This window comes from Mesorhizobium sp. 01N446 (assembly GCF_056399285.1).
Genome location: NZ_JBFTRA010000008.1, coordinates 60,662 through 79,309 on the forward strand (window position 1 = coordinate 60,662; position 18,648 = coordinate 79,309).

Sequence of the window (18,648 nt, forward strand, 5' to 3'; positions counted from 1 at the left end):
TTCGCCGGGATTCTCCGGGCGCTCTAGATGTGGCCCTGTGTCGATCCACCGGCAGTCGTGGCGCCGAACAGCGCTGCCAGAAACGCCTGGACGAGCGAGCGCTGGGCGTCGGTCTTGCGATAGGCGACGCGATGGATCGAACTGAATGCGTACGACCTTGGCCTGATTGCCCGCATGTCTCCAGCCGCGACCCAGGGATCGGCAAAGTGGCACGGCAGGAAGCCGATGAAATTGCCCGACAGGATCAGCATCAGCTGCGCCTCCATGTGAACGACCGACGCACTCGCCCTGGGGTGGCCGACCAGATAGAGGTCGTCGAAATGTCGGTAGCTGCGCACCGAAAACCGCGCGGTGTCGATGGCGCCCTGGTCGATCCTGGCATCGGGCACCGCGAAAAGCGGGTGCTTTCGCCCGCAATAGAGAAGATGCGGTTCGCCGCAATAGTCGCGATAGACGACGCCGGGCGCCTTCTGCGACAGCGGTCCGATGACGACATCGCGCCCGCCATCGGCGACCTGTTGCTCGAGCTCTGATGGCGTGCCCACCGAAAGATCGATGAAGACGTCCGAATCCGGCCCCATGAAACGGCTGAGTGCGTGCTGGATACCCAGCTCGCGGCTGGTGAAGACCCCATCCGACGTACCGACCCGCAAGCGTCCCGACAGGCTGCCGCTCGCGGCATTGATGCGGTGTCCGAAATCGTCGAGGTCGCGAAACAGTTTTTGCGCCGCATCGTAGGTCGCCTGCCCGACCTCGGTCAGGCGGAATTGCTTGCGCCCGCGATGGCAGAGCTGGGCGCCGATGCGTTTCTCCAGCTCCGCCAGATGCGTGCTGAGTGTCGGCTGCGACAGGTTGAGCGTGATCTGCGCGGCGGCGAACCCGCCTGAATCGGCGAGCGCCACGAAAACACGCAGCAGGCGGATGTCGATATTGTCCAGCCGGCGCATGGCGCTCCCCTCACCTCACATCGATATTATTCGATGTATCCTTCTAAATAAACTCATTTACATCAATGTCCGAAATGGCGAGCCTGTGCGAAACAAATTGGGGAACAATCATGAAATCCTTGCTCGCCACCGCGCTGTCCGCGGCCCTGGTGCTCGCCAGTTCACAGCTGGCGCTGAGCGCCGACCAGATCCGCATGCTTGCGCCGACATGGCTGGGATTCGCACCCGTCCATATCGCCGGCGATCTCGGCTGCTTCACCGCCAAGGGCCTCGACGTCAGCATCAAGTTCGAGGACGACCTGACCAATGTCATGGCGGCGATGGCGCGCGGCGACATCGAGATGCAGATGCGCTCGGTCGGCGAATATCAGGGCCGGCCGCGCGATGCGTCGACCCCCGGCATCATCATCGGCACGATCGATGAATCCGTCGGCGGCGACGGCGTCATCACCGACGACGCCATCAAATCGGTCGCCGATCTCAAGGGCAAGGTGGTCGCTGCCGAGCCGAACATCCCCTCACGCCTGCTCTTGCAGATGGAACTCAAGCAGGCAGGCCTGTCGCTGAAGGATCTGCAGATCAAGGACATCGCCACGGCCGATACCGGCGCGGTTTTCGTCGATCCGTCGATTGCGGCGATCGCGACCTACGAACCGTTCATGTCGCAGGCGCTGAAGGCGTCGACCCGTCCGGGCGCCCGCATGCTGATCTCGTCCAAGGACCACCGCGGCATCATCATCGACGCGATCATCGCCCGTAATGACGACTTCAAGGCGAACCCCGACAAATACGCGAAATTCCTCGGCTGCATCTACGAAGCGGTCGATTTCATCAAGGCCGAGCCGCAAAAATTCGCCGACATGGCCTCCAAGCATTTCGGCCTGACACCAGCCGAAGTGAGCGACATCGTCAACTCCAGCCTGTCCTACACGACGCTTGCCGAATCGCAGGCCTACATGGGCAAGCCTGGCGAAAAGGGCACGCTGCACGGGATCTTCGATACGGTCATGGATCTCAACCTGGAGAACGGCGCCGCCGACAACAAATTGGTTGCGGCCGACCAGATCGACAATTCTGCGATCAACAAGATCCCCGCGAAATAACGATCGCGCCAACCGGGTCCGGCAACCCGGCCATCGCGGCTCGCCGGCCGTTCTCTAGACGGGGATAGTGATTTGTTCAGCAGCCTGTTTGTCTTCCGCGGCCGCGCCTCGCCGATGGTGGAGTTCGCCGTTAGCGTCGCGGCGGCGGCGCTCGTCATTGCGCTGTGGGAGTTGGCGGCGCGGGCGGGCATCATCGCGCCGCAATTCCTGCCCTCGCCGAGCCGTGTCGTCGTCGCCCTTTGGACGATGCTGACCGAGCAGAACCTTGTCTGGCACGTCGCGGTTTCGACCGCTCGCGTCTGGATCGCCTTCCTGCTCGCCGCCATCATGGCAATCCCGATCGGCATCATGATGAGCAGCTACCGGATCGTCGGCGCGGCTCTTGAGCCGATGATCGATTTCATCCGCTATTTGCCGGTTCCGGCGCTGGTGCCGCTGTCCATCATCTGGTTCGGCGTCGGCGAGGAGACCAAGATCTTCCTGCTCTGGCTTGGCACGTTCTTCCAGCTCGTGCTGCTGGTGGCCGACGACATGCGGCGCGTGCCGCAGGAATTCGTCGAGGTCGCGCGCACGGTCGGCGCCAATTCGAGGCAAGTGATGACCGATGTCGCACTGCGCTGGATGGGACCGACGCTGCTCGACAATCTCCGCATCACGCTCGGCTGGTGCTGGACCTATCTGATCATCGCCGAGATCGTCGCCGCCGATTCCGGCATCGGCTACGTCATCTGGACGGCGCGGCGCTTCGTCAAGACGCCCGAGGTGATGGCCGGCGTCGTTGTCATCGGTCTGATCGGCCTTGTCACCGACCAGCTGCTTCGCCTGCTTCACCGCCGGCTGTTCCGGTATCTGTGAGGGCATGGCAATGACCGGATATGTCCAATTCGTTGACACGGCGAAGTCCTTCGGTCCCGTCAATGTGGTGCGCAAGACCAGCCTTGGCCTCGAGCGCAATTCGCTGGTCGTCTTCCTCGGACCCTCGGGTTGCGGCAAGACCACGCTGATGCGCATGGTCGGCGGTCTTGACGAGCCGAGTTCGGGTTCGATCCTGCTTGGTGGCGAAAAGGTCGTCAGGCCGGACCGCCGGCGCGGCATGGTGTTCCAGTCCTATTCGTCCTTTCCCTGGCTGACGGTCGAGAAGAACATCGCCTTCGGCATGCGTTACAGGAAGGACCTCGACGCGACGCAGAAGGCCGAGCGCATCGGCCATTATCTCGACCTGTTCGGGCTCGCCGACTTCGCAAACTCCTATCCGAACCGGATCTCGGGCGGCATGCGCCAGCGCGTGGCCATTGCGCGTACGCTGGCGGCCGGTTCCGATGTGCTGTTGATGGACGAGCCTTTCGGCGCGCTCGACGCGCTGACGCGCGAACGCCTGCAGGTCGAACTGCGGCAGATCCAGATCCGCGAGGAAAAGACCGTCATCTTCGTCACCCATGACGTGGAAGAAGCGGTGTTCCTTGCCGACCGCATCATCCTGTTCTCACGCCGCCCGGCTTCCGTCGTCGCCGACATCGACGTGGCGGCCGAGCTCGGTGCGGACCGGCCGCTGGAAATCCGCGAAACCCAGAAGTTCTTCGAACTGCGCAACAAGGTCCTGCACCTCATCCGCAACGAAACCGGAGTGGTCGTATGAGCCTCTCCTTTTCCGGAAAGACGGTGGTGATCACCGGGGCCAGCCGCGGCATCGGGCTCGGCATAGCCAGGGGATTCGCGCAGGCCGGAGCCACGCTGCATCTCATCGCCAATGACGCGGCCGTGCACGAACGCGCACGGGAACTCGACGCTACCAGCGCGCAGGCCGACATCGCCGATCGTACGGCCGCCGCGGCGGCGCTCGAACAAGTTGCCCGCATAGACGTGCTCATCAACAATGCCGGCCTTGAACTGATGACGCCGATCACCGACAGCGGCGACGAGACCGAAGCCGCTTTCCGGCGCATCATCGAGATCAACATCATCGGTACGGCGCTGGTCACCGCTCGCGCTCTGCCGCGTATGCAAGCGGCTGCGGCGATCATCAACACCGCGTCGATCTGGGGCCGCGTCGCCGAAGCGCGTTTCGGCGCCTATGTCGCCTCCAAGCACGCCATTATCGGCCTGACCAAGACATGGGCCAGGGAGCTTGGGCCGAAAGGCATCCGCGTCAATGCGGTCTGCCCTGGATGGGTTCGCACCGAGGCGTCGATGCGCTCGCTTGGCCGCATGGCGGATGAAGGCGGCGTCGACGAAGCGGCGCTGCTAGAGGACATCGTCGGCGCGCAGGCCCTGCCCGGCCTGATGGAGCCGGCCGACATGGCCGGCACCTATCTGTTCCTGGCATCCAGCCTCGCGGCCAACATCACCGGGCAATCGCTCGGCGTCGACAGGGGAGAAGTGCCTTGGTAGTCCCGCTCCGCGGAAAACGCGCGCTGGTCACCGGCGCGGCGAGCGGGATCGGCCGCGCGACGGCGCTCGCCCTGCAGGAGGCCGGGGCGACCGTGCTCGGGCTCGATCTCAGGGCGTCCGAAGGCGACATCCCGATCCTTGCCTGCGATCTCGCCAGCGAGGCCGACATCGTTGCGGCGGTCGGCCAAGGCGCGGATCGGATCGGCGGCTACGATATCCTCGTCAACAATGCCGGCATCCTGCAGGAAGCCTCGCTTGACGCGATCTCGCTCGACCATGTCGACCGCATGTTCGCCGTCAATGTGCGCGGCGCGATCCTCGTCGCACGCGAAGTCCTGCCGCATCTTCCCGACGGCGGCCGCATCATCAACATCGCTTCCGAACTCGCCTATCTCGGCCGGGCGAACGCCTCGGTCTATTGCGCGACCAAGGCGGCACTGCTGGGCCTGACCCGCTCCTGGGCACGCGAGCTTGCGCCCGGAATACTGGTCAACGCCGTGGCGCCAGGCCCCACCGACACGCCGCTTCTCGGCTTCGAGGCCCTGAGCGAAAGCCAGCGCGCGCTGGAAACGACCCATCCGTTGGGGCGGATCGGCCGGCCGGATGAAATCGCCTCCGCGGTGGTTTTCCTGGCCGGCCCGGGCGCCACCTTCTTCACCGGACAATGCCTGGGCGCCAATGGCGGCGCGGCAATGCTTTGAGATGGGATGATGATGAAAGACAGGGTTTTCCTCGCTGAATTGACGTGGCCGGAGGCCGAGAAGCGGATCGCCGCAGGCGCTCCGGTCTTCCTGCCGCTCGGCTCAACCGAACAGCATGGCCACCACATGGCCATGAATGTCGATGTCGTCATCCCGACCGCCATCGCCGAGACGGTGGCCAGGCAGGTTGGCGGCCTCGTTGCGCCGACCATCGCCTATGGCAACCGCTCGCAGCCAAGGACCGGCGGTGGTCCGGCCTTTCCCGGCACGATCAACATCACGGCGCACACGTTCTCGCTCATCGTCAAGGATGTGATCTGCGATCTCTATCGCCAGAAGGTCCGGCGCATCGTCGTCCTCAACGGCCACTACGAGAATATTGGCCCGTCGATCGAGGGCATTGAACTCGCGCTCGACGCCATCGGCCGCGAGCGTGCGACCGACCTGACGATCCTGCGCATCGACCATTGGGAAATGGTGCGCGCCGAGACGCTGACAAAAGTGTTCCCCGACGGCTACCCCGGCATCGAACTCGAGCATGCCAGCGTGATCGAGACCTCGATGATGCTGGCACTGCGCCCCGAACTCGTCGATCTCGGCAAGGCGCTGCATGACGGCCCGGCGCAGTTCAAGCCCTACGACCGTTATCCCAGGCCGGCCGAGGAAGTACCGCCGTCTGGCGTGCTGTCGCTGACCGAGGGTTCGTCGGCGCAAAAGGGCCGATGGCTGCTCGACGACTGCGAGACGCGGATCGTTGAAATCGTCAAACGTGAATTTTCTGAGGTGCCGACATTATGAACAGCAATTTCTTCCAGCCGGTCGACGCCTCGGCGGTTCCCCGTTTTGCCGGGCTCTCGACCTTCATGCGGCTGCCGGCGGTGGCGAGCGCCGAGGGGCTCGACATCGCGCTCGTCGGCATACCGTGGGACGGCGGCACGACCAACCGCGCGGGCGCGCGCCACGGCCCGCGCGAGATCCGCAACCAGTCGAGCCTGATGCGGCGCGCCCACCATGTGTCGGGCATCGAGCCGTTCAGCATCGCCAACGTCGCCGACGTCGGCGACCTCTCGGTCAATCCGATCAACCTGATGGACGGGTTGAAGCGCATCGAGGACGGCATCGCCGCTATCGTGGCGGCAGGCGCCATTCCGCTCGCCGCCGGCGGCGATCATCTGACGACTCTGCCAGTGCTGCGCGCCGTGGCCAGGGATCGTCCGGTCGGCATGATCCATTTCGATGCGCATTCCGACACCAATGACCGTTATTTCGGCGACAATCCCTACACGCACGGCACGCCGTTCCGCCGCGCGATCGAAGAGGGACTGCTCGATCCCAAACGGGTCGTGCAGATCGGCATTCGCGGCTCGATCTACGAGCCCGGCGAACATGACTGGGCGGTCGCCCAGGGCATTCGCATCATCTACATGGAGGAATTCGTCCGGCGGGGTGCTGCCAGCGTCATGGAGGAGGCGCGCGCCATCGCCGGAGCCGGCCCGACCTATGTGACCTTCGACATCGACTGCATCGACCCGTCGATGGCGCCGGGAACAGGCACGCCCGAGCTCGGCGGCTTCACCACCCGCGAGGCGCAGGAAATGGTGCGCCTGCTCGATGGGCTGAACATTGTCGGCGCCGATGTCGTGGAAGTGGCGCCGCCGTTCGATCTCGGCAGCATGACGGCGCTGGCGGGTGCGACGATGATGTTCGAACTGCTGTGCGTGCTGGCGAAGTCGGTCCACGAAGCGCGAGCGCGCAAGATCAGGTAAAGGCGCCTATGGTCGACGCCATTGCCACGAGGACGGCCAGCCCCGCCGCCACCGACAGCCCGTTGAGAACGATCCCCAGAAGGCCAAGGGCGCGATTGTCATTCGAACGCGCCAGCGCCATCACGCCGAAAACCGCGCCGGTGATATGCGCCAGCGGAGCGGCCAGCAGAAACACCAGCATGAAGAAGGCGGTGGCGATGTTCTGGACAAGTTGCGAAGCGTCGCTCGGCATCGCCACCATTATTGCGATGGCAATCGCTCCCGCAGCGAAGGCCGCCAACGCCAGTATGACCGAACGTTTACCGAACCTGCTGCGAGCCACGGCGCCAGGCATGGCCACCGCGCTTCTTCCCCATTGTGCCACTGTTGCCCCCCGGTTATAGCTGTTCACCGTTTCATGGAAACGGTGAACAGCTCTAACTGTTTGTCTTGACGCAATTCCGGACGGAAAACCGCTACACACTTTTCCTGTAATTGCTCTAACCGCTCAAAGCGGATATTCAGCATAAAACTCCAGCACGCGCTGCTTGAAGGTCTTGTCCCCGACCGCCAGCATATGGTCCCTGCCCTCGATGTGGAAGGCCCTGGCGTTCGGCATCAGGGCAGCGAGTTCGTCCGGCGAGCCGCCAATGTTGTCCGTGGTGCCGACCGCGACCAGCGTCGGCTGGGCGATGCGGGCAATATCATCCTCGCTGAGCAACTCCCGCGATGTGGCGATGCAGGCGGCAAGCGCCCGGCGATCGCTGCGGGTCTGGTCGGCGAAGGCGCGGAAAGAGCGGCCACGCGGATGAGTGGTGGCGGTCGGATCGTCAACAAGCAGGGCCGCGGCAATCGGATCCCAATCGCCGACGCCGTCGATCATGCCGATGCCGAGGCCGCCAAAGACCAGCGTCGCCACCTTGTCCGGATCGGACAGAGCCAGAAACGCCGCGATGCGCGCGCCCATCGAATAGCCCATGACATGAGCCCGTTCTATGCCGAGATGGTCGAGCAGCGCGGCGGCGTCCGAGGCCATTTTCGCCGGCGTATAATCGGCCTCGTCGTAGCTTTTCGATGACGAGCCATGGCCGCGATTGTCGAAGGCGATGGCGCGATAGCCGGCATCGTTGAGCGTCTTGAACCAGCCGGGCGATACCCAGTTGACATAGTGGCTCGAAGCGAAGCCGTGGATCATGAGCACAGGGTCGCCCTGCCCCGACGCCGGTTGGCGGTCGAGGAAGGCAAGGTCGAACCCGTCATGAGTGAAGAACTGCATCGGCTGCTCCACCTCGCGTTCAGCCGCCGCCGTTGGGCGCATCGCCWTTGTCCGGCGGCGGCACGCCGGGCCCGGATACAGTGCCGACCGCCGGATGGCGCAACAGGTCGCCATACCCGATGCCCAATTTGGCGGCGGTGCCGGCCTTGAGCTCGAGCACGAAGCGCACGGGCACGCCGGGTGAAATGATGGCCTGGGATCGCGGCTCGCCATGCTTGACGGCGCGGATCTTGCCGTCCTGGCCGACAAAGATCAGGTCAAGCGGCATCGGCGTGTTCTGCATCCAGAAACTGACCTGCTGCTGTATCTCGAAGACGAACAGCATGCCGTGATCGTCCGCCATGTCCTGGCGATACATCAAGCCGGCCTCGCGCTCCGCATCGGTGTCGGCGATTTCGATCGAAAAAGAGCGGTTGCCATCTTTCGTCACCACGACCAGCGGCGTCGGGTCGACCGGAAGGATCATCGCCCGGCTGTCGGCAGAGGTCGGCCGTTCTGAGTAGAAGAAAACACCCGCGGCCACGATCACCGCAGCAATGGCGCATAGCACGCCCGCCGTCAGCCAGTTCCTGTGAGCCATCAAAGATCCTCGACCGAATTCGTCCTAATGCGAAACCGGCAAGGTGCCCATATCGGGGTGAATTTCGGCGGCCATAAGGCCTTTGTCACCGCGGCCGAAACGGACAAGCACGACCTGGCCCGGCCGAAGCTCGGTGATGCCGTAGCGGCGCAAGGTCTCCATGTGGACGAAAATATCCTCGGTGCCTTCGCCACGCGTCAGGAAGCCGAAGCCCTTGGTGCGGTTGAACCACTTGACCAAAGCGCGTTCGAGTCCGCTCTCCGGCGTCACCGCGACATGGGTGCGCTGTTCCTGCATTTCCGCCGGATGGACGGCGGTGGTGACATCCATGGAAAGCACGCGGAAAGCCTGCAGCCCGCGATCGCCCTGCTTGACAAGGCAGACCACGCGCGCGCCTTCCAGGGCTGTCTGGAAACCGTCGCGCCGAAGACATGTCACATGGAGGAGGATATCGCCCGAGACGCCGTCATCGGGGAGGATGAACCCATAGCCCTTGGCCACATCGAACCACTTGATGGCGCCGGCAATTTCGATCAGGTCGGCGGCATCGCCGCCTTCGTCGCGTTTCAAGGCGTCGCCAAGGGTTCCGGCCCGCCCCGTCAAAGAGGCCTTTTCCCCCATAAGAATGCCCCCTTTTTTGCAAGAACACCGCAACTGATTCTTGACACCAGATTAACACCGCGGCTTCCGGTGTGTGCAAGACCTTCCCTGCCTTTTTTCACGGTTCATTGCGGGAATACCGGATTTGTTCTTTGCCGGCATCGCCGGCCGCGGGAGATTGCCCTTTCGCCGGGTCGACCCTATGTTGCGCCGCACCCCAACAGATCGAGGAAAACTCATGCGCTATCTGCACACCATGGTCCGCGTCGCCGATGTCGATGCCTCGCTCGATTTCTACTGCAACAAGCTCGGGCTGAAGGAGGTCCGCCGCTACGAAAACGAGCAGGGCCGCTTCACGCTGATCTTCCTCGCCGCCTCCGAGGACGAGCAAAGCGGCATCAACGACAAGGCGCCTTTGATCGAACTGACCTACAATTGGGATCCGGAAGACTACAAGGGCGGGCGCAATTTCGGCCACCTCGCCTATGAGGTCGACGACATCTACGCCACCTGCCAGCATCTGATGGACAATGGCGTCACCATCAACCGGCCGCCACGCGACGGCAACATGGCCTTCATCCGGTCGCCGGACGGGATTTCGATCGAGCTTCTGCAGAAAGGCCCGGCGAAAGCCAAGGCCGAGCCCTGGGCTTCGATGGCGAACACCGGAAGCTGGTAGGTATCGACCTGACACCGGGCGGAAGTTGCCCGGCCGTCTTTGGCGTTTTTCACGAACGCCCCTATCTACCCTGACATGACGCCAGCCTGGCAAGTCTGGCGCCATGTCAAGCAATGGGCGCCTGCCCTTCCGGAGAGTTCACTCATGCCGACCAGCCGTGCCGATATCGCCACAGAACATGCCAGCCGCTATCTGCAGCAGTTGTGCAAGCACTGGGCGCACAAGTTTCCTGTCGAGTTCGATCCAACCCATGGCACCATCGAGCTGACATCGCTGGGACGCACCGTCATGGATGCGGATGCGACCACGTTGCACATTGTGGTATCAACGGAAGAAGCCGGGTCGATCGAGCGCCTGGAAAGTGTCGTCGCCGATCACATCAAGCGGTTTGCTTTCCGCGAAGAGCTGACCTTCGACTGGAAACCCGCTCCGGCGGCGTAGCCCGGCCTAGGTCTTACCGGCCTGATCGGCCATCTCCAGCAGCGCCAGCACCGAGCGCCAGTTGCGCGCGGTGCCCGGCACCTTCAGAACGCCCGGAATGAGGTTGGCAAAGACCGACTTGCCGAGTCCGTCCGGCGCGCTGAGGTAAAGCACGTCGCCCTTGATCTCGAAGCGCTCGGGACCGGTGCACTTTTCAGCCAGCCGCGCCACCTCTTCGGTGGTCGGCTCACGCTCCAGCGCATAGGCGTGGAGCTTGGTGTGGTCGGCGGCCGCTTCCGGATAGGGATTTTCGCGCACCAGCCGTTCGAACCACGAGAGATCGCGCACCATGATGCGCGAATGAAAACCCCATTTCTTTTCGAAGGCCGCTTCGATCTGTTTGGTCAGGGCAGCGGCGTCGCCCTTGCCGGCCCGGAACACGACATTGCCGCTCTGCACATAGGTGGCGACGCCGGAAAAGCCGAGATCCTCGAAGAACGCGCGCAACTCCGCCATCTTGACGATGCGGTTACCACCGACATTGATGCCGGAAAACAGGGCGATGAAGACCTTTGCGCTCATATGATGAAGCCCGCCAATGACTCGTTGTCGGTGATGTCCTGATACTGGACGCCCTCGGCCTCGAAATTCGCCTTCAGCAGATCGAAATTGCGACGGTCCTTGGTTTCGATGCCGATCAGCACCGAGCCGAAATTGCGCGCCGACTTCTTCAGATATTCGAAGCGGGCGATGTCGTCGTCCGGCCCCAGCATTTCGAGGAAGTCGCGCAACGCGCCCGGCCGCTGCGGGAAGCGGATGATGAAGTATTTCTTCAGGCCTTCGAAGCGCAGCGCCCGTTCCTTGACATCGGGCAGCCGCTCGAAATCGAAATTGCCGCCTGAAACCACGGCGACGATGGTCTTGCCGCGGATATCCTTCCTGGAAAAATCCTTGAGCGCGTCGATCGCCAAAGCGCCGGCCGGCTCGAGCACGACGCCTTCGACGTTAAGCATCTCGATCATGGTCGCGCAGAGTCGGTTCTCCGGGATCAGCCGCACCGTGTCGGCGGCAAACTCCTTCAGATAGCGCAAGGGTTCGCGGCCGATCTCGGCCACCGCCGCGCCGTCGACGAAGTTGTCGACCTTGGCGAGCTTCAGCCGCTTTCCCGCCGCAAGGCTGTCATGCAGGCTCGGCGCGCCGGCCGGCTCGCAGAACACGAAACGCGCCTCCCGGCCCTGATCGGCGAAATAGTGGGTGACGCCGGCGGCGAGCCCGCCGCCGCCAACCGGTAGCATGACGATGTCGGGCATGCGCGCGCCCGGCATCTGGTCTGCGATTTCATAGGCGACCGTCGCCTGCCCCTCGATGATATCCTTGTGGTCGAAGGGCGGCACCATGTGGGCGCCCGAGCTTTCGGTGAACTCGAAGGCGGCGCGATAGCAGTCGTCGAAAAAGTCGCCGACAAGCCTGATCTCGACGAAATCGCCGCCGAACAGCCTGGTCTTGTCGATCTTCTGCTGCGGCGTCGTCACCGGCATGAACACCACGCCCTTCTTGCCGAAGTGACGGCAGACGAAGGCAAAGCCCTGGGCATGATTGCCGGCCGAAGCACAGACGAACAGTTCTGCCTGGTTGCCGGCAGCAAGCGCCTTGCGGAAGAAATTGAAGGCGCCGCGGATCTTGTAGGAGCGTACCGGGCTCAAATCCTCGCGCTTCAGCAGCACCTGGGCGCCGGTCTTCTTCGACAGATAGTCGTTTTCCTGCAGCGGCGTTTCCGGAAAGATCTGGCGGATCGCCGCCGCAGCGGTGGCGACGCGGGAGGAAAAACTGTTCATCGGAAAGCCGCCTTGTGCCGCATGTCTGCGCAGACCCCTGTCATCAACCGGCCGCACAGCGTCCGTTTATCGCACGCTGATCACTCACTGCCGATCCTGCCCTATTGCATATCCGGCCCCGCAGCGCCATTGTCCGACCGTTCGCAGCTCTCTTCAACCGAATTCATATAGTATTTTCAATTGCCTGAATGAGTTCTCTCATATTGTTGCGTCGACTGGTCTGCAGATCGAGGCGAACCGAGCCTTCATGGCGGTGTGTTCGGCGTTCGCCTCGCGCTGGAGAGGCTGGCCTTCCCGACATTCCGCCATTTTGGCTTTCGCGCAACAGTATGATGGCCTTAACCGGGCGGCGACCACATTTTGGCTGGACGCGACTTAGTTCTGCCGCACTCTCCCTGTCCGGGAGGTGTCGCGGGGGTAGATGGGCCTTTTGGCCGGAGTGGAAATTTCAGACGTGCCTTTGAAGAAGATCGTTACCGTTTGTCTCGCCTTGCTCGTCGCCGGCTGCGCCGGCCCGCAAACGCAGGAATTGCTTGGCAGCGCCATCGTCGCCGCGCCGGTGACGGATATCGCCGGCAACCATTCGATCTTCATCGCCACGACGCGCAAGAAATCCGACGATCCCAACAAGGTTTTCGACGGCGAGCGTTCGGCGACGTTGAACTATGCCCGCGTCAACGTCACCGTTCCGGGGCTCCACCAGACCGGTCAGATCGAGCGTCGCTCGCGCGGCAAGTCGGATGATCCGGCCAAATATTTCATGGCTTCCGAAGTCGTCGGCTACGACACGCAACCGAAATTCTCCAGCGCGCTCAACGCCGACATCGCGGCGCGCGGCGGCCGCGTGATGGTCTTCGTCCATGGCTACAACACCGGTTTCGACGACGCGGTCTACCGCCTGACCCAGATCGTCCATGATTCCGGCTACCCCGGCACTCCGATGTTGTTTTCCTGGGCATCGGGCGCCAAGACCACCGACTATGTCTATGACAAGGAAAGCGCCAGCGCCGCACGCGACCAGCTCGAAGTTACATTGCGGATGCTGCAGCAGTCCGGCGCGCGGCGCATCGACATTGTCGCGCATTCGATGGGAACCTGGGTGACCATGGAAACGCTGCGCCAGATGGCCATCAGCGGCGACCGCGACCTCGGCGGCAAGCTCGGCGATGTGGTGTTGGCCTCGCCCGACATCGACGTCGACGTGTTCAAGAGCCAGATGCGCCGCTACGGCAAGCCCGACAAGCCGTTCATCCTGCTGTTGTCCGACGACGACCGCGCGCTCAGGCTCTCCGGCCTGATCGCCGGCTCACGGCCACGCGTGGGCGACTACAAGGATGCCGCAGATCTTGCCTCCTATGGCGTGACGGTGGTCGATCTCTCAAAGGTCAAGGGCAGCGACAGTTTCAACCATACGAAATTCGCCGACAATCCGGCCTTGGTGAAGATGATCGGTCAGCGGCTGCGCGAGGATGACGGCTTTGCCAGCGACCGGGACGTGACCGACCGCATCAGCCTGCTCGGGCAGTAGATGCCGCCCTGCGGATTTCGCCGTCCCTGTTCACCATTCACGAGGTATCGGGTCACTTTGAACTGGACCGCGTCGGTCTCTGGCTCTATCGGAATAGCGGTGACGTCATGCTTTTGACGTTCCCCTTTACGGGAGCCGGCGCTTGAGCTCGCGCTTGAACAGTTTCGTCCTCGCGTTGGCGCTCGCCATTGCCGGCTGTGCCGGCCGGAACACGCATGATCTGCTCAACAAGACGACGGTCTCGGTGCCAGCCTCCGACATCGCGGCCACGCACGAAATCTTCGTCGCCACCACCCGCCAGCAGGCGACCAAGGATCCGCGGCAGGTGTTCGACGGCGATCGCTCGTTGACCACCAGCTACGCCCGCGTCGACGTCACCGTGCCGAAGGTCCACCAGGTCGGCGCCATAGAGCGGGCCAAGGGCTCTGCCAGCTCGAACCCGGCCAAGCAATTCACCGCCACCAATGTCGTCCATTATGGCGATGCACCGCAATTCGCCAAGGCGGTCGGCGCCGACATCGCCATGCGCGGCGACCGTGCACTGGTCTTCGTGCACGGCTTCAACAACGGCTTCGACGACGGCATCTACCGGCTGACGCAGATCGCCCACGACACGAAATATCCCGGCACGCCGGTTCTGTTCTCTTGGGCGTCGAGCGCCAAGACAACCGGCTATATCTACGACAAGGACAGCGCCAACGCCGCCCGCGACGATCTCGAGGCGACGCTCAGATTGCTTGCCAAGACACGGGTCAAGAGCATCGACATTATCGCCCATTCAATGGGAACCTGGCTGACCATGGAGGCGCTGCGCCAGCTCGCCATCACCGGCGACCGCGATCTCGGTGGCAAGCTCGGTTATGTCGTCCTGGCTTCGCCCGACATCGATGTCGACGTGTTCAAGAAGCAGATGATGCGTTACGGCAAGCCGGACAAGCCGTTTGCCGTGCTGCTTTCAAGCGATGACCGGGCGCTCAAATTGTCTTCACTCATCTCCGGCGACAAGCCGCGTGTCGGCGACTATGGCAATGCGGCCGATCTCGCCAGCTATGGCGTCTCCGTGGTCGACCTGTCCAAGATCAAGGGCGGCGACGGTGGCCTCAACCACGCAAAATTTGCCGACAATCCGATCCTGGTGCAGTTGCTCGGCGACCGGCTGCGAACGCCGGCTGGCCTGGCCTCGGACGAACCCGATCCGGCCCAGCTCAACAATCTTGGCCAGGGGCTCGGCAAGGCCGTCGGTTCGGTCGCCGAGGTCGTCATCACCACGCCGTTCAAGGTGCTGACCATCGTCACCGGCGGGTGAGAGGTTCAGATTATGCCGTATTCAATGTGGGTATTTGGTGGAATCGGCGTTGCAATTTTGGTTTATTTCAATCTTCTGGATAAGAATACGCAGCGGTGGCGAAAAATAGAAAATAGAAGCGATCTGTACGCTTATATCGCCTTATTCGCATCTATTATCGTTGGAATTATAGCATCTTTCGTTGAAAATTACCTCTTCTGATTCCGCTTAAGAGAACCCGCACGTAGCTCCATCCGACTCGCGCTCAAAAAAGATTTATATGAACAGATCGACCTTCTGGAAGGTCGTCACGTCGATCAGGCCGACATCGGAAATTCTCAACTCCGGAATGACCACCAGCGCCAGCAGTGAGTGCTGCATGTAGGCGTTGTTCAGGGAACAGCCCATCTTGCGCATCGCCTCGGTCAGTTTCTCGGCCTTGGCGGCGACGATCTCGGCGCGCTCGTCCGACATCAGGCCAGCGATCGGCATCTCGACCAGCGCCAGTTCCTTGCCCTTGGAGAACAGCACGACGCCGCCGCCGACCTCGCCGAGCCGGTTGACCGCCAGCGCCATGTCCTGCTTGTTGGTGCCGACGCAGATGATGTGGTGGGCGTCATGCGCCACGCTGGAGGCCATGGCGCAATCACCCATGTAGCCGAAACCGGAAACGAAGGCGTTGGTGACGCCGCCGGTGCCCCGATGCCGCTCAATCAGCGCGATCTGGCAGACATCGTTACGGCGATCCATGGCGACCAGCCCGTCCTCGACCGGAAGGTCGGCCTCCAGCGCCCGTGTCGGCGCCTGGTTCTCGATGACCCCGATGACGCGCACCCGCACTTCGTTGGCGCCCTTGGGAGCCGTGATGTCGAAATCGCGAGGCTTCAGCTTCTTGCCGAGCTTGACGGTGTTCTTCGCCGTCTTCGGATAATCATAGGCCGGAATGTCGATATCGAGCTTGCCGCCCTTGGCCAGGCGGATGCCGCGCGCATAGACCTCGTCGATGGTCATCGCGGCGAGATCTGAGACAATCAGCAGGTCGCCCAACCGCCCCGGCGCGATCGAACCGATCTCGCGTTCCAGCCTGAAGTGCTGGGCGGTGTTGATCGTGGCCATCTGGATCGCCGTCACCGGCTTCAGCCCCTGTTGGATGGCGTGGCGCACCACCCGGTCCATGTGGCCTTCATGCACCAGCGTGCCGGAATGGCTGTCGTCGGTGCACAGGATGAAGTTGCGCGGATCGATGCCGCCTTCCGTCACCGCCTTGATCTGCGAGGCGACATCGTACCAGGCCGAGCCCAGCCGCAGCATCGCCTTCATGCCCTGGCGCACGCGGGCAATCGCATCCTCGGCGCGCGTGCCTTCATGGTCGTCCTCGGGTCCACCGGCGACATAGCCGTGAAACGGCAGGCCGAGATCGCGCGAGGCATAGTGGCCGCCAACCGTCTTGCCAGCCTTGACCGTCGCGGCGATCTCGCCCGACATGACAGGATCATTGGCGGCGACACCGGGAAAATTCATCACCTCGCCGAGCCCGATGATGTTTTCCCAGGTCATCGCTTCCGCGACATCGGCGACCGTCAGTTCGGCGCCGGCGTGTTCCAGCCCAGGCGCCGAAGGCACGCAGGACGGCATCTGCACATGCACGTTGATGGGCATCGCCACCGCCTCGTCATGCATCAGCCGCACGCCCGGCAGACCCAGCACGTTGGCGATCTCGTGCGGATCGATGAACATCGAGGTGGTGCCGTGCGGGATGACGGCGCGGCAGAATTCGGTCACCGTCACCATGCCGCTTTCGACATGCATATGCGCGTCGCAGAGACCGGGCACCAGATAGCGCCCGCCGGCATCGACGACCTTTGTGCCCTGGCCGATGGCGTGGCTGGCATTCGGCCCGCAATAGGCAAAGCGGCCGCCGGCAATGGCGATGTCGGTGCCGGCGATGATCTCGCCGGAGTGAACGTTCACCCAGCGGCCGTTTCGGATGACGAGATCGGCAGGCTTGCGGCCCATGGCGACGTCGACCAGATGCGTGGCCATCTCGGTCCAGGGTTTTGGTTTCGTCGCATGCGCCGCCGGCTTCTTTGCCATGAAGGGACTCCTGTTTGCGCGACTGTGCCAAGCCTGCCTGGTTTTGACCAGCGCCAAACAGCGGGCAGCCCTACCCAACCTTCACAAAGGCTGTTCAGCCTTGACCTCGACCGTGACTTTCGCGCCGCCCGCCGAAATCCGTTCCGCCAGGCGCTGCAGTTCGCCGGCGGCGAAGGTGCCGTCGAGCATCACCTCACCGCCGAGGATGGGTTCGACCAGGCGCGGCGACGCGACCACGGCGCCGTCGACGCTGAGATCGACCACCTTCCCGACATTGGCCCTGGTGAAGTCGGCGAACGCCTTCGCGCTCTCCGGTGTCATCTTGAGGTCGAGTGCCCTGCGTCCCGAGGCTTGATCGGACACGACCGCGGCCTTGGCGATGGCGAGCGCCAACGGCTCGGCCACAGCGAGGCCGCAAGCCAGCAGCAGCATGGCTGTTCCAGCGACGAGACGAACCAGCCTGTACATCGGGTTTTTCCCTGCAAGAAGGCCATCTTGCACGCTGACATTTTCCCGGCAATGCCGGCTGTCCTGCGCCCGCAGGCCCGCGGTTCTGCCAACGGCGGACGGTTGCAACCAGAAACAGGATTCCGTTTTGTCGCAAATCGGTCTACCTTGGCGATAAGACTTTTCCGACTCTTCGTCCGGGGAGTTCGAATGTATCGCCTTGTCGTCGCAAGTGCCGGTCTTCTTGCCGTCCTGTCGATGCCGGCTTTCGCGGCCGACCCGACGGTCGATGTGCCGATGACCGCGCCCGGCTTCGACTGGACCGGATATTATGCCGGCCTGCAGGCGGGCTATGGCTGGGGAGAATCCGACATCTCAGGAACGGAAGGCGAGCCGTTTTCCGTCTCGGCCGACATTGACGGCGGTTTCGTCGGCGGACATGTCGCGGGACTGTGGCAGTTCGACCAGGCGGTGATCGGCGCCGAGGCCGAGCTCAACTATTCCTCGGTCAGCGGCACCACCGAAGCAGAGCCCGGAAACAATTTCGGCACCGACATCAAATGGTTCGGATCGGTCAACGCCAAGGCCGGATATGCGATGGATCGTGTGCTGGTTTACGGCATAGGCGGCGTTGCCTTCGCCGGTATCGAGACGTCGCAGTCAGCAGGCTCCGCCTTCTCCGAGACGCGCACGAATGTTGGCTGGACGGTGGGCGCCGGCGTCGACTACGCGCTGACCGACAGGTTCGTCGTCGGCGCGCAATATCGCTATTACGATTTCGGCTCCGAACATTATGACGGGTCCACCGATTTCGTCGCCCGCGACCAGGACACCAAGCTGAACACCGTCGGCATCAATCTCAGCTACAAGTTCTGAGCGCGCCCAACAGCGCTCGGCGAGCGATTGACCTGATCAGCAATTTCGATGAAAGGGGCGGCCGGCGCCCCCAGTGGGCGGGGGAATGGGTTGGGCCTGGTAGACGCCGGCCTCGGCGGATCAGGTCCGCCGTGCAAACACCCT

The 18,648-nt window shown here is 63.0% G+C and carries 21 protein-coding genes; 12 read left to right on the plus strand and 9 right to left on the minus strand.

What is annotated here, in order from left to right:
- Positions 1-23: 23 nt before the first annotated feature.
- Positions 24-947: a LysR family transcriptional regulator gene (locus tag AC1DPX_RS25975; RefSeq protein ID WP_477240155.1), complete on the minus strand. Its 924-nt coding sequence runs from the start codon at positions 945-947 to the stop codon at positions 24-26.
- 110 nt (positions 948-1,057) lie between these two features.
- Between AC1DPX_RS25975 and AC1DPX_RS25980 the strand changes: the two genes are divergently transcribed.
- The 7 genes from AC1DPX_RS25980 to speB all read left to right on the plus strand — a co-directional run bounded on the left by AC1DPX_RS25980 (position 1,058) and on the right by speB (position 6,905).
- The gene (locus tag AC1DPX_RS25980; RefSeq protein ID WP_477240157.1) at positions 1,058-2,050 is read left to right on the plus strand and encodes an ABC transporter substrate-binding protein; all 993 of its coding nucleotides are present in this window, start codon (positions 1,058-1,060) and stop codon (positions 2,048-2,050) included.
- A 72-nt stretch (positions 2,051-2,122) separates the two neighbouring features.
- Positions 2,123-2,905: an ABC transporter permease gene (locus AC1DPX_RS25985; protein WP_244730362.1), complete on the plus strand. Its 783-nt coding sequence runs from the start codon at positions 2,123-2,125 to the stop codon at positions 2,903-2,905.
- 10 nt (positions 2,906-2,915) lie between these two features.
- A complete protein-coding gene (locus tag AC1DPX_RS25990; protein ID WP_477240159.1) occupies positions 2,916-3,686 on the plus strand; it encodes an ABC transporter ATP-binding protein in 771 nt (256 codons plus the stop codon).
- A complete protein-coding gene (locus AC1DPX_RS25995; protein ID WP_477240161.1) occupies positions 3,683-4,438 on the plus strand; it encodes an SDR family NAD(P)-dependent oxidoreductase in 756 nt (251 codons plus the stop codon). Before AC1DPX_RS25990 ends, AC1DPX_RS25995 begins: the two co-directional genes overlap by 4 nt.
- Positions 4,432-5,139 (plus strand): SDR family NAD(P)-dependent oxidoreductase, encoded by a 708-nt coding sequence (locus AC1DPX_RS26000; protein ID WP_477240163.1) that lies wholly within the window; start codon positions 4,432-4,434, stop codon positions 5,137-5,139. The genes AC1DPX_RS25995 and AC1DPX_RS26000 overlap by 7 nt, the downstream gene beginning before the upstream one ends.
- Before the next feature lie 12 nt (positions 5,140-5,151).
- The gene (locus AC1DPX_RS26005) at positions 5,152-5,937 is read left to right on the plus strand and encodes a creatininase (RefSeq protein WP_477240165.1); all 786 of its coding nucleotides are present in this window, start codon (positions 5,152-5,154) and stop codon (positions 5,935-5,937) included.
- Positions 5,934-6,905, plus strand: a complete 972-nt coding sequence (gene speB, locus AC1DPX_RS26010) for an agmatinase (RefSeq protein WP_477240167.1) — start codon at positions 5,934-5,936, stop codon at positions 6,903-6,905. Before AC1DPX_RS26005 ends, speB begins: the two co-directional genes overlap by 4 nt.
- On the opposite strand, the gene AC1DPX_RS26015 is transcribed toward speB, so the two are convergent.
- From AC1DPX_RS26015 to AC1DPX_RS26030, 4 genes are all read right to left on the minus strand, one after another.
- On the minus strand, positions 6,898-7,245 hold the full coding sequence (locus AC1DPX_RS26015; RefSeq protein ID WP_477240169.1) for a hypothetical protein: 348 nt from the start codon (positions 7,243-7,245) through the stop codon (positions 6,898-6,900). The genes speB and AC1DPX_RS26015 overlap by 8 nt on opposite strands.
- A gap of 147 nt (positions 7,246-7,392) precedes the next feature.
- Positions 7,393-8,160 (minus strand): alpha/beta fold hydrolase, encoded by a 768-nt coding sequence (locus tag AC1DPX_RS26020; RefSeq protein ID WP_477240171.1) that lies wholly within the window; start codon positions 8,158-8,160, stop codon positions 7,393-7,395.
- 19 nt (positions 8,161-8,179) lie between these two features.
- Positions 8,180-8,740: a DUF192 domain-containing protein gene (locus tag AC1DPX_RS26025; protein ID WP_477240173.1), complete on the minus strand. Its 561-nt coding sequence runs from the start codon at positions 8,738-8,740 to the stop codon at positions 8,180-8,182.
- A 24-nt stretch (positions 8,741-8,764) separates the two neighbouring features.
- Entirely contained in the window at positions 8,765-9,361 is a 597-nt protein-coding gene (locus tag AC1DPX_RS26030; RefSeq protein WP_477240175.1) for a cold-shock protein, read from the minus strand.
- A gap of 217 nt (positions 9,362-9,578) precedes the next feature.
- Between AC1DPX_RS26030 and gloA the strand changes: the two genes are divergently transcribed.
- Together gloA and AC1DPX_RS26040 are read left to right on the plus strand one after the other, a co-directional pair.
- A complete protein-coding gene (gene gloA / locus AC1DPX_RS26035; protein WP_010909179.1) occupies positions 9,579-10,019 on the plus strand; it encodes a lactoylglutathione lyase in 441 nt (146 codons plus the stop codon).
- A 144-nt stretch (positions 10,020-10,163) separates the two neighbouring features.
- Entirely contained in the window at positions 10,164-10,460 is a 297-nt protein-coding gene (locus AC1DPX_RS26040) for a DUF2218 domain-containing protein (protein ID WP_477240177.1), read from the plus strand.
- Between the two features lie 6 nt (positions 10,461-10,466).
- On the opposite strand, the gene AC1DPX_RS26045 is transcribed toward AC1DPX_RS26040, so the two are convergent.
- On the minus strand, positions 10,467-11,021 hold the full coding sequence (locus tag AC1DPX_RS26045) for a DUF1697 domain-containing protein (protein WP_477240179.1): 555 nt from the start codon (positions 11,019-11,021) through the stop codon (positions 10,467-10,469).
- Entirely contained in the window at positions 11,018-12,274 is a 1,257-nt protein-coding gene (gene ilvA, locus AC1DPX_RS26050; protein ID WP_477240181.1) for a threonine ammonia-lyase IlvA, read from the minus strand. Before ilvA ends, AC1DPX_RS26045 begins: the two co-directional genes overlap by 4 nt.
- A gap of 421 nt (positions 12,275-12,695) precedes the next feature.
- Between ilvA and AC1DPX_RS26055 the strand changes: the two genes are divergently transcribed.
- Entirely contained in the window at positions 12,696-13,802 is a 1,107-nt protein-coding gene (locus AC1DPX_RS26055; protein WP_202354598.1) for an alpha/beta hydrolase, read from the plus strand.
- Positions 13,803-13,944: 142 nt separating this feature from the next.
- The gene (locus tag AC1DPX_RS26060) at positions 13,945-15,108 is read left to right on the plus strand and encodes an alpha/beta hydrolase (RefSeq protein WP_477240183.1); all 1,164 of its coding nucleotides are present in this window, start codon (positions 13,945-13,947) and stop codon (positions 15,106-15,108) included.
- 255 nt (positions 15,109-15,363) lie between these two features.
- Here the strand turns inward: AC1DPX_RS26060 and ade are convergent, their stop codons facing one another.
- Together ade and AC1DPX_RS26070 are read right to left on the minus strand one after the other, a co-directional pair.
- Positions 15,364-17,181 carry an adenine deaminase gene (gene ade / locus AC1DPX_RS26065; RefSeq protein ID WP_477240185.1) on the minus strand — a complete coding sequence of 606 codons (1,818 nt, stop codon included), beginning with the start codon at positions 17,179-17,181 and terminating at the stop codon, positions 15,364-15,366.
- An 81-nt stretch (positions 17,182-17,262) separates the two neighbouring features.
- A complete protein-coding gene (locus AC1DPX_RS26070; protein WP_477240187.1) occupies positions 17,263-17,649 on the minus strand; it encodes a SecDF P1 head subdomain-containing protein in 387 nt (128 codons plus the stop codon).
- A 189-nt stretch (positions 17,650-17,838) separates the two neighbouring features.
- Here AC1DPX_RS26070 and AC1DPX_RS26075 point away from each other — a divergent pair, with 189 nt between their 5' ends.
- The gene (locus AC1DPX_RS26075) at positions 17,839-18,504 is read left to right on the plus strand and encodes an outer membrane protein (protein ID WP_477240189.1); all 666 of its coding nucleotides are present in this window, start codon (positions 17,839-17,841) and stop codon (positions 18,502-18,504) included.
- The last annotated feature ends 144 nt before the right edge of the window (positions 18,505-18,648 follow it).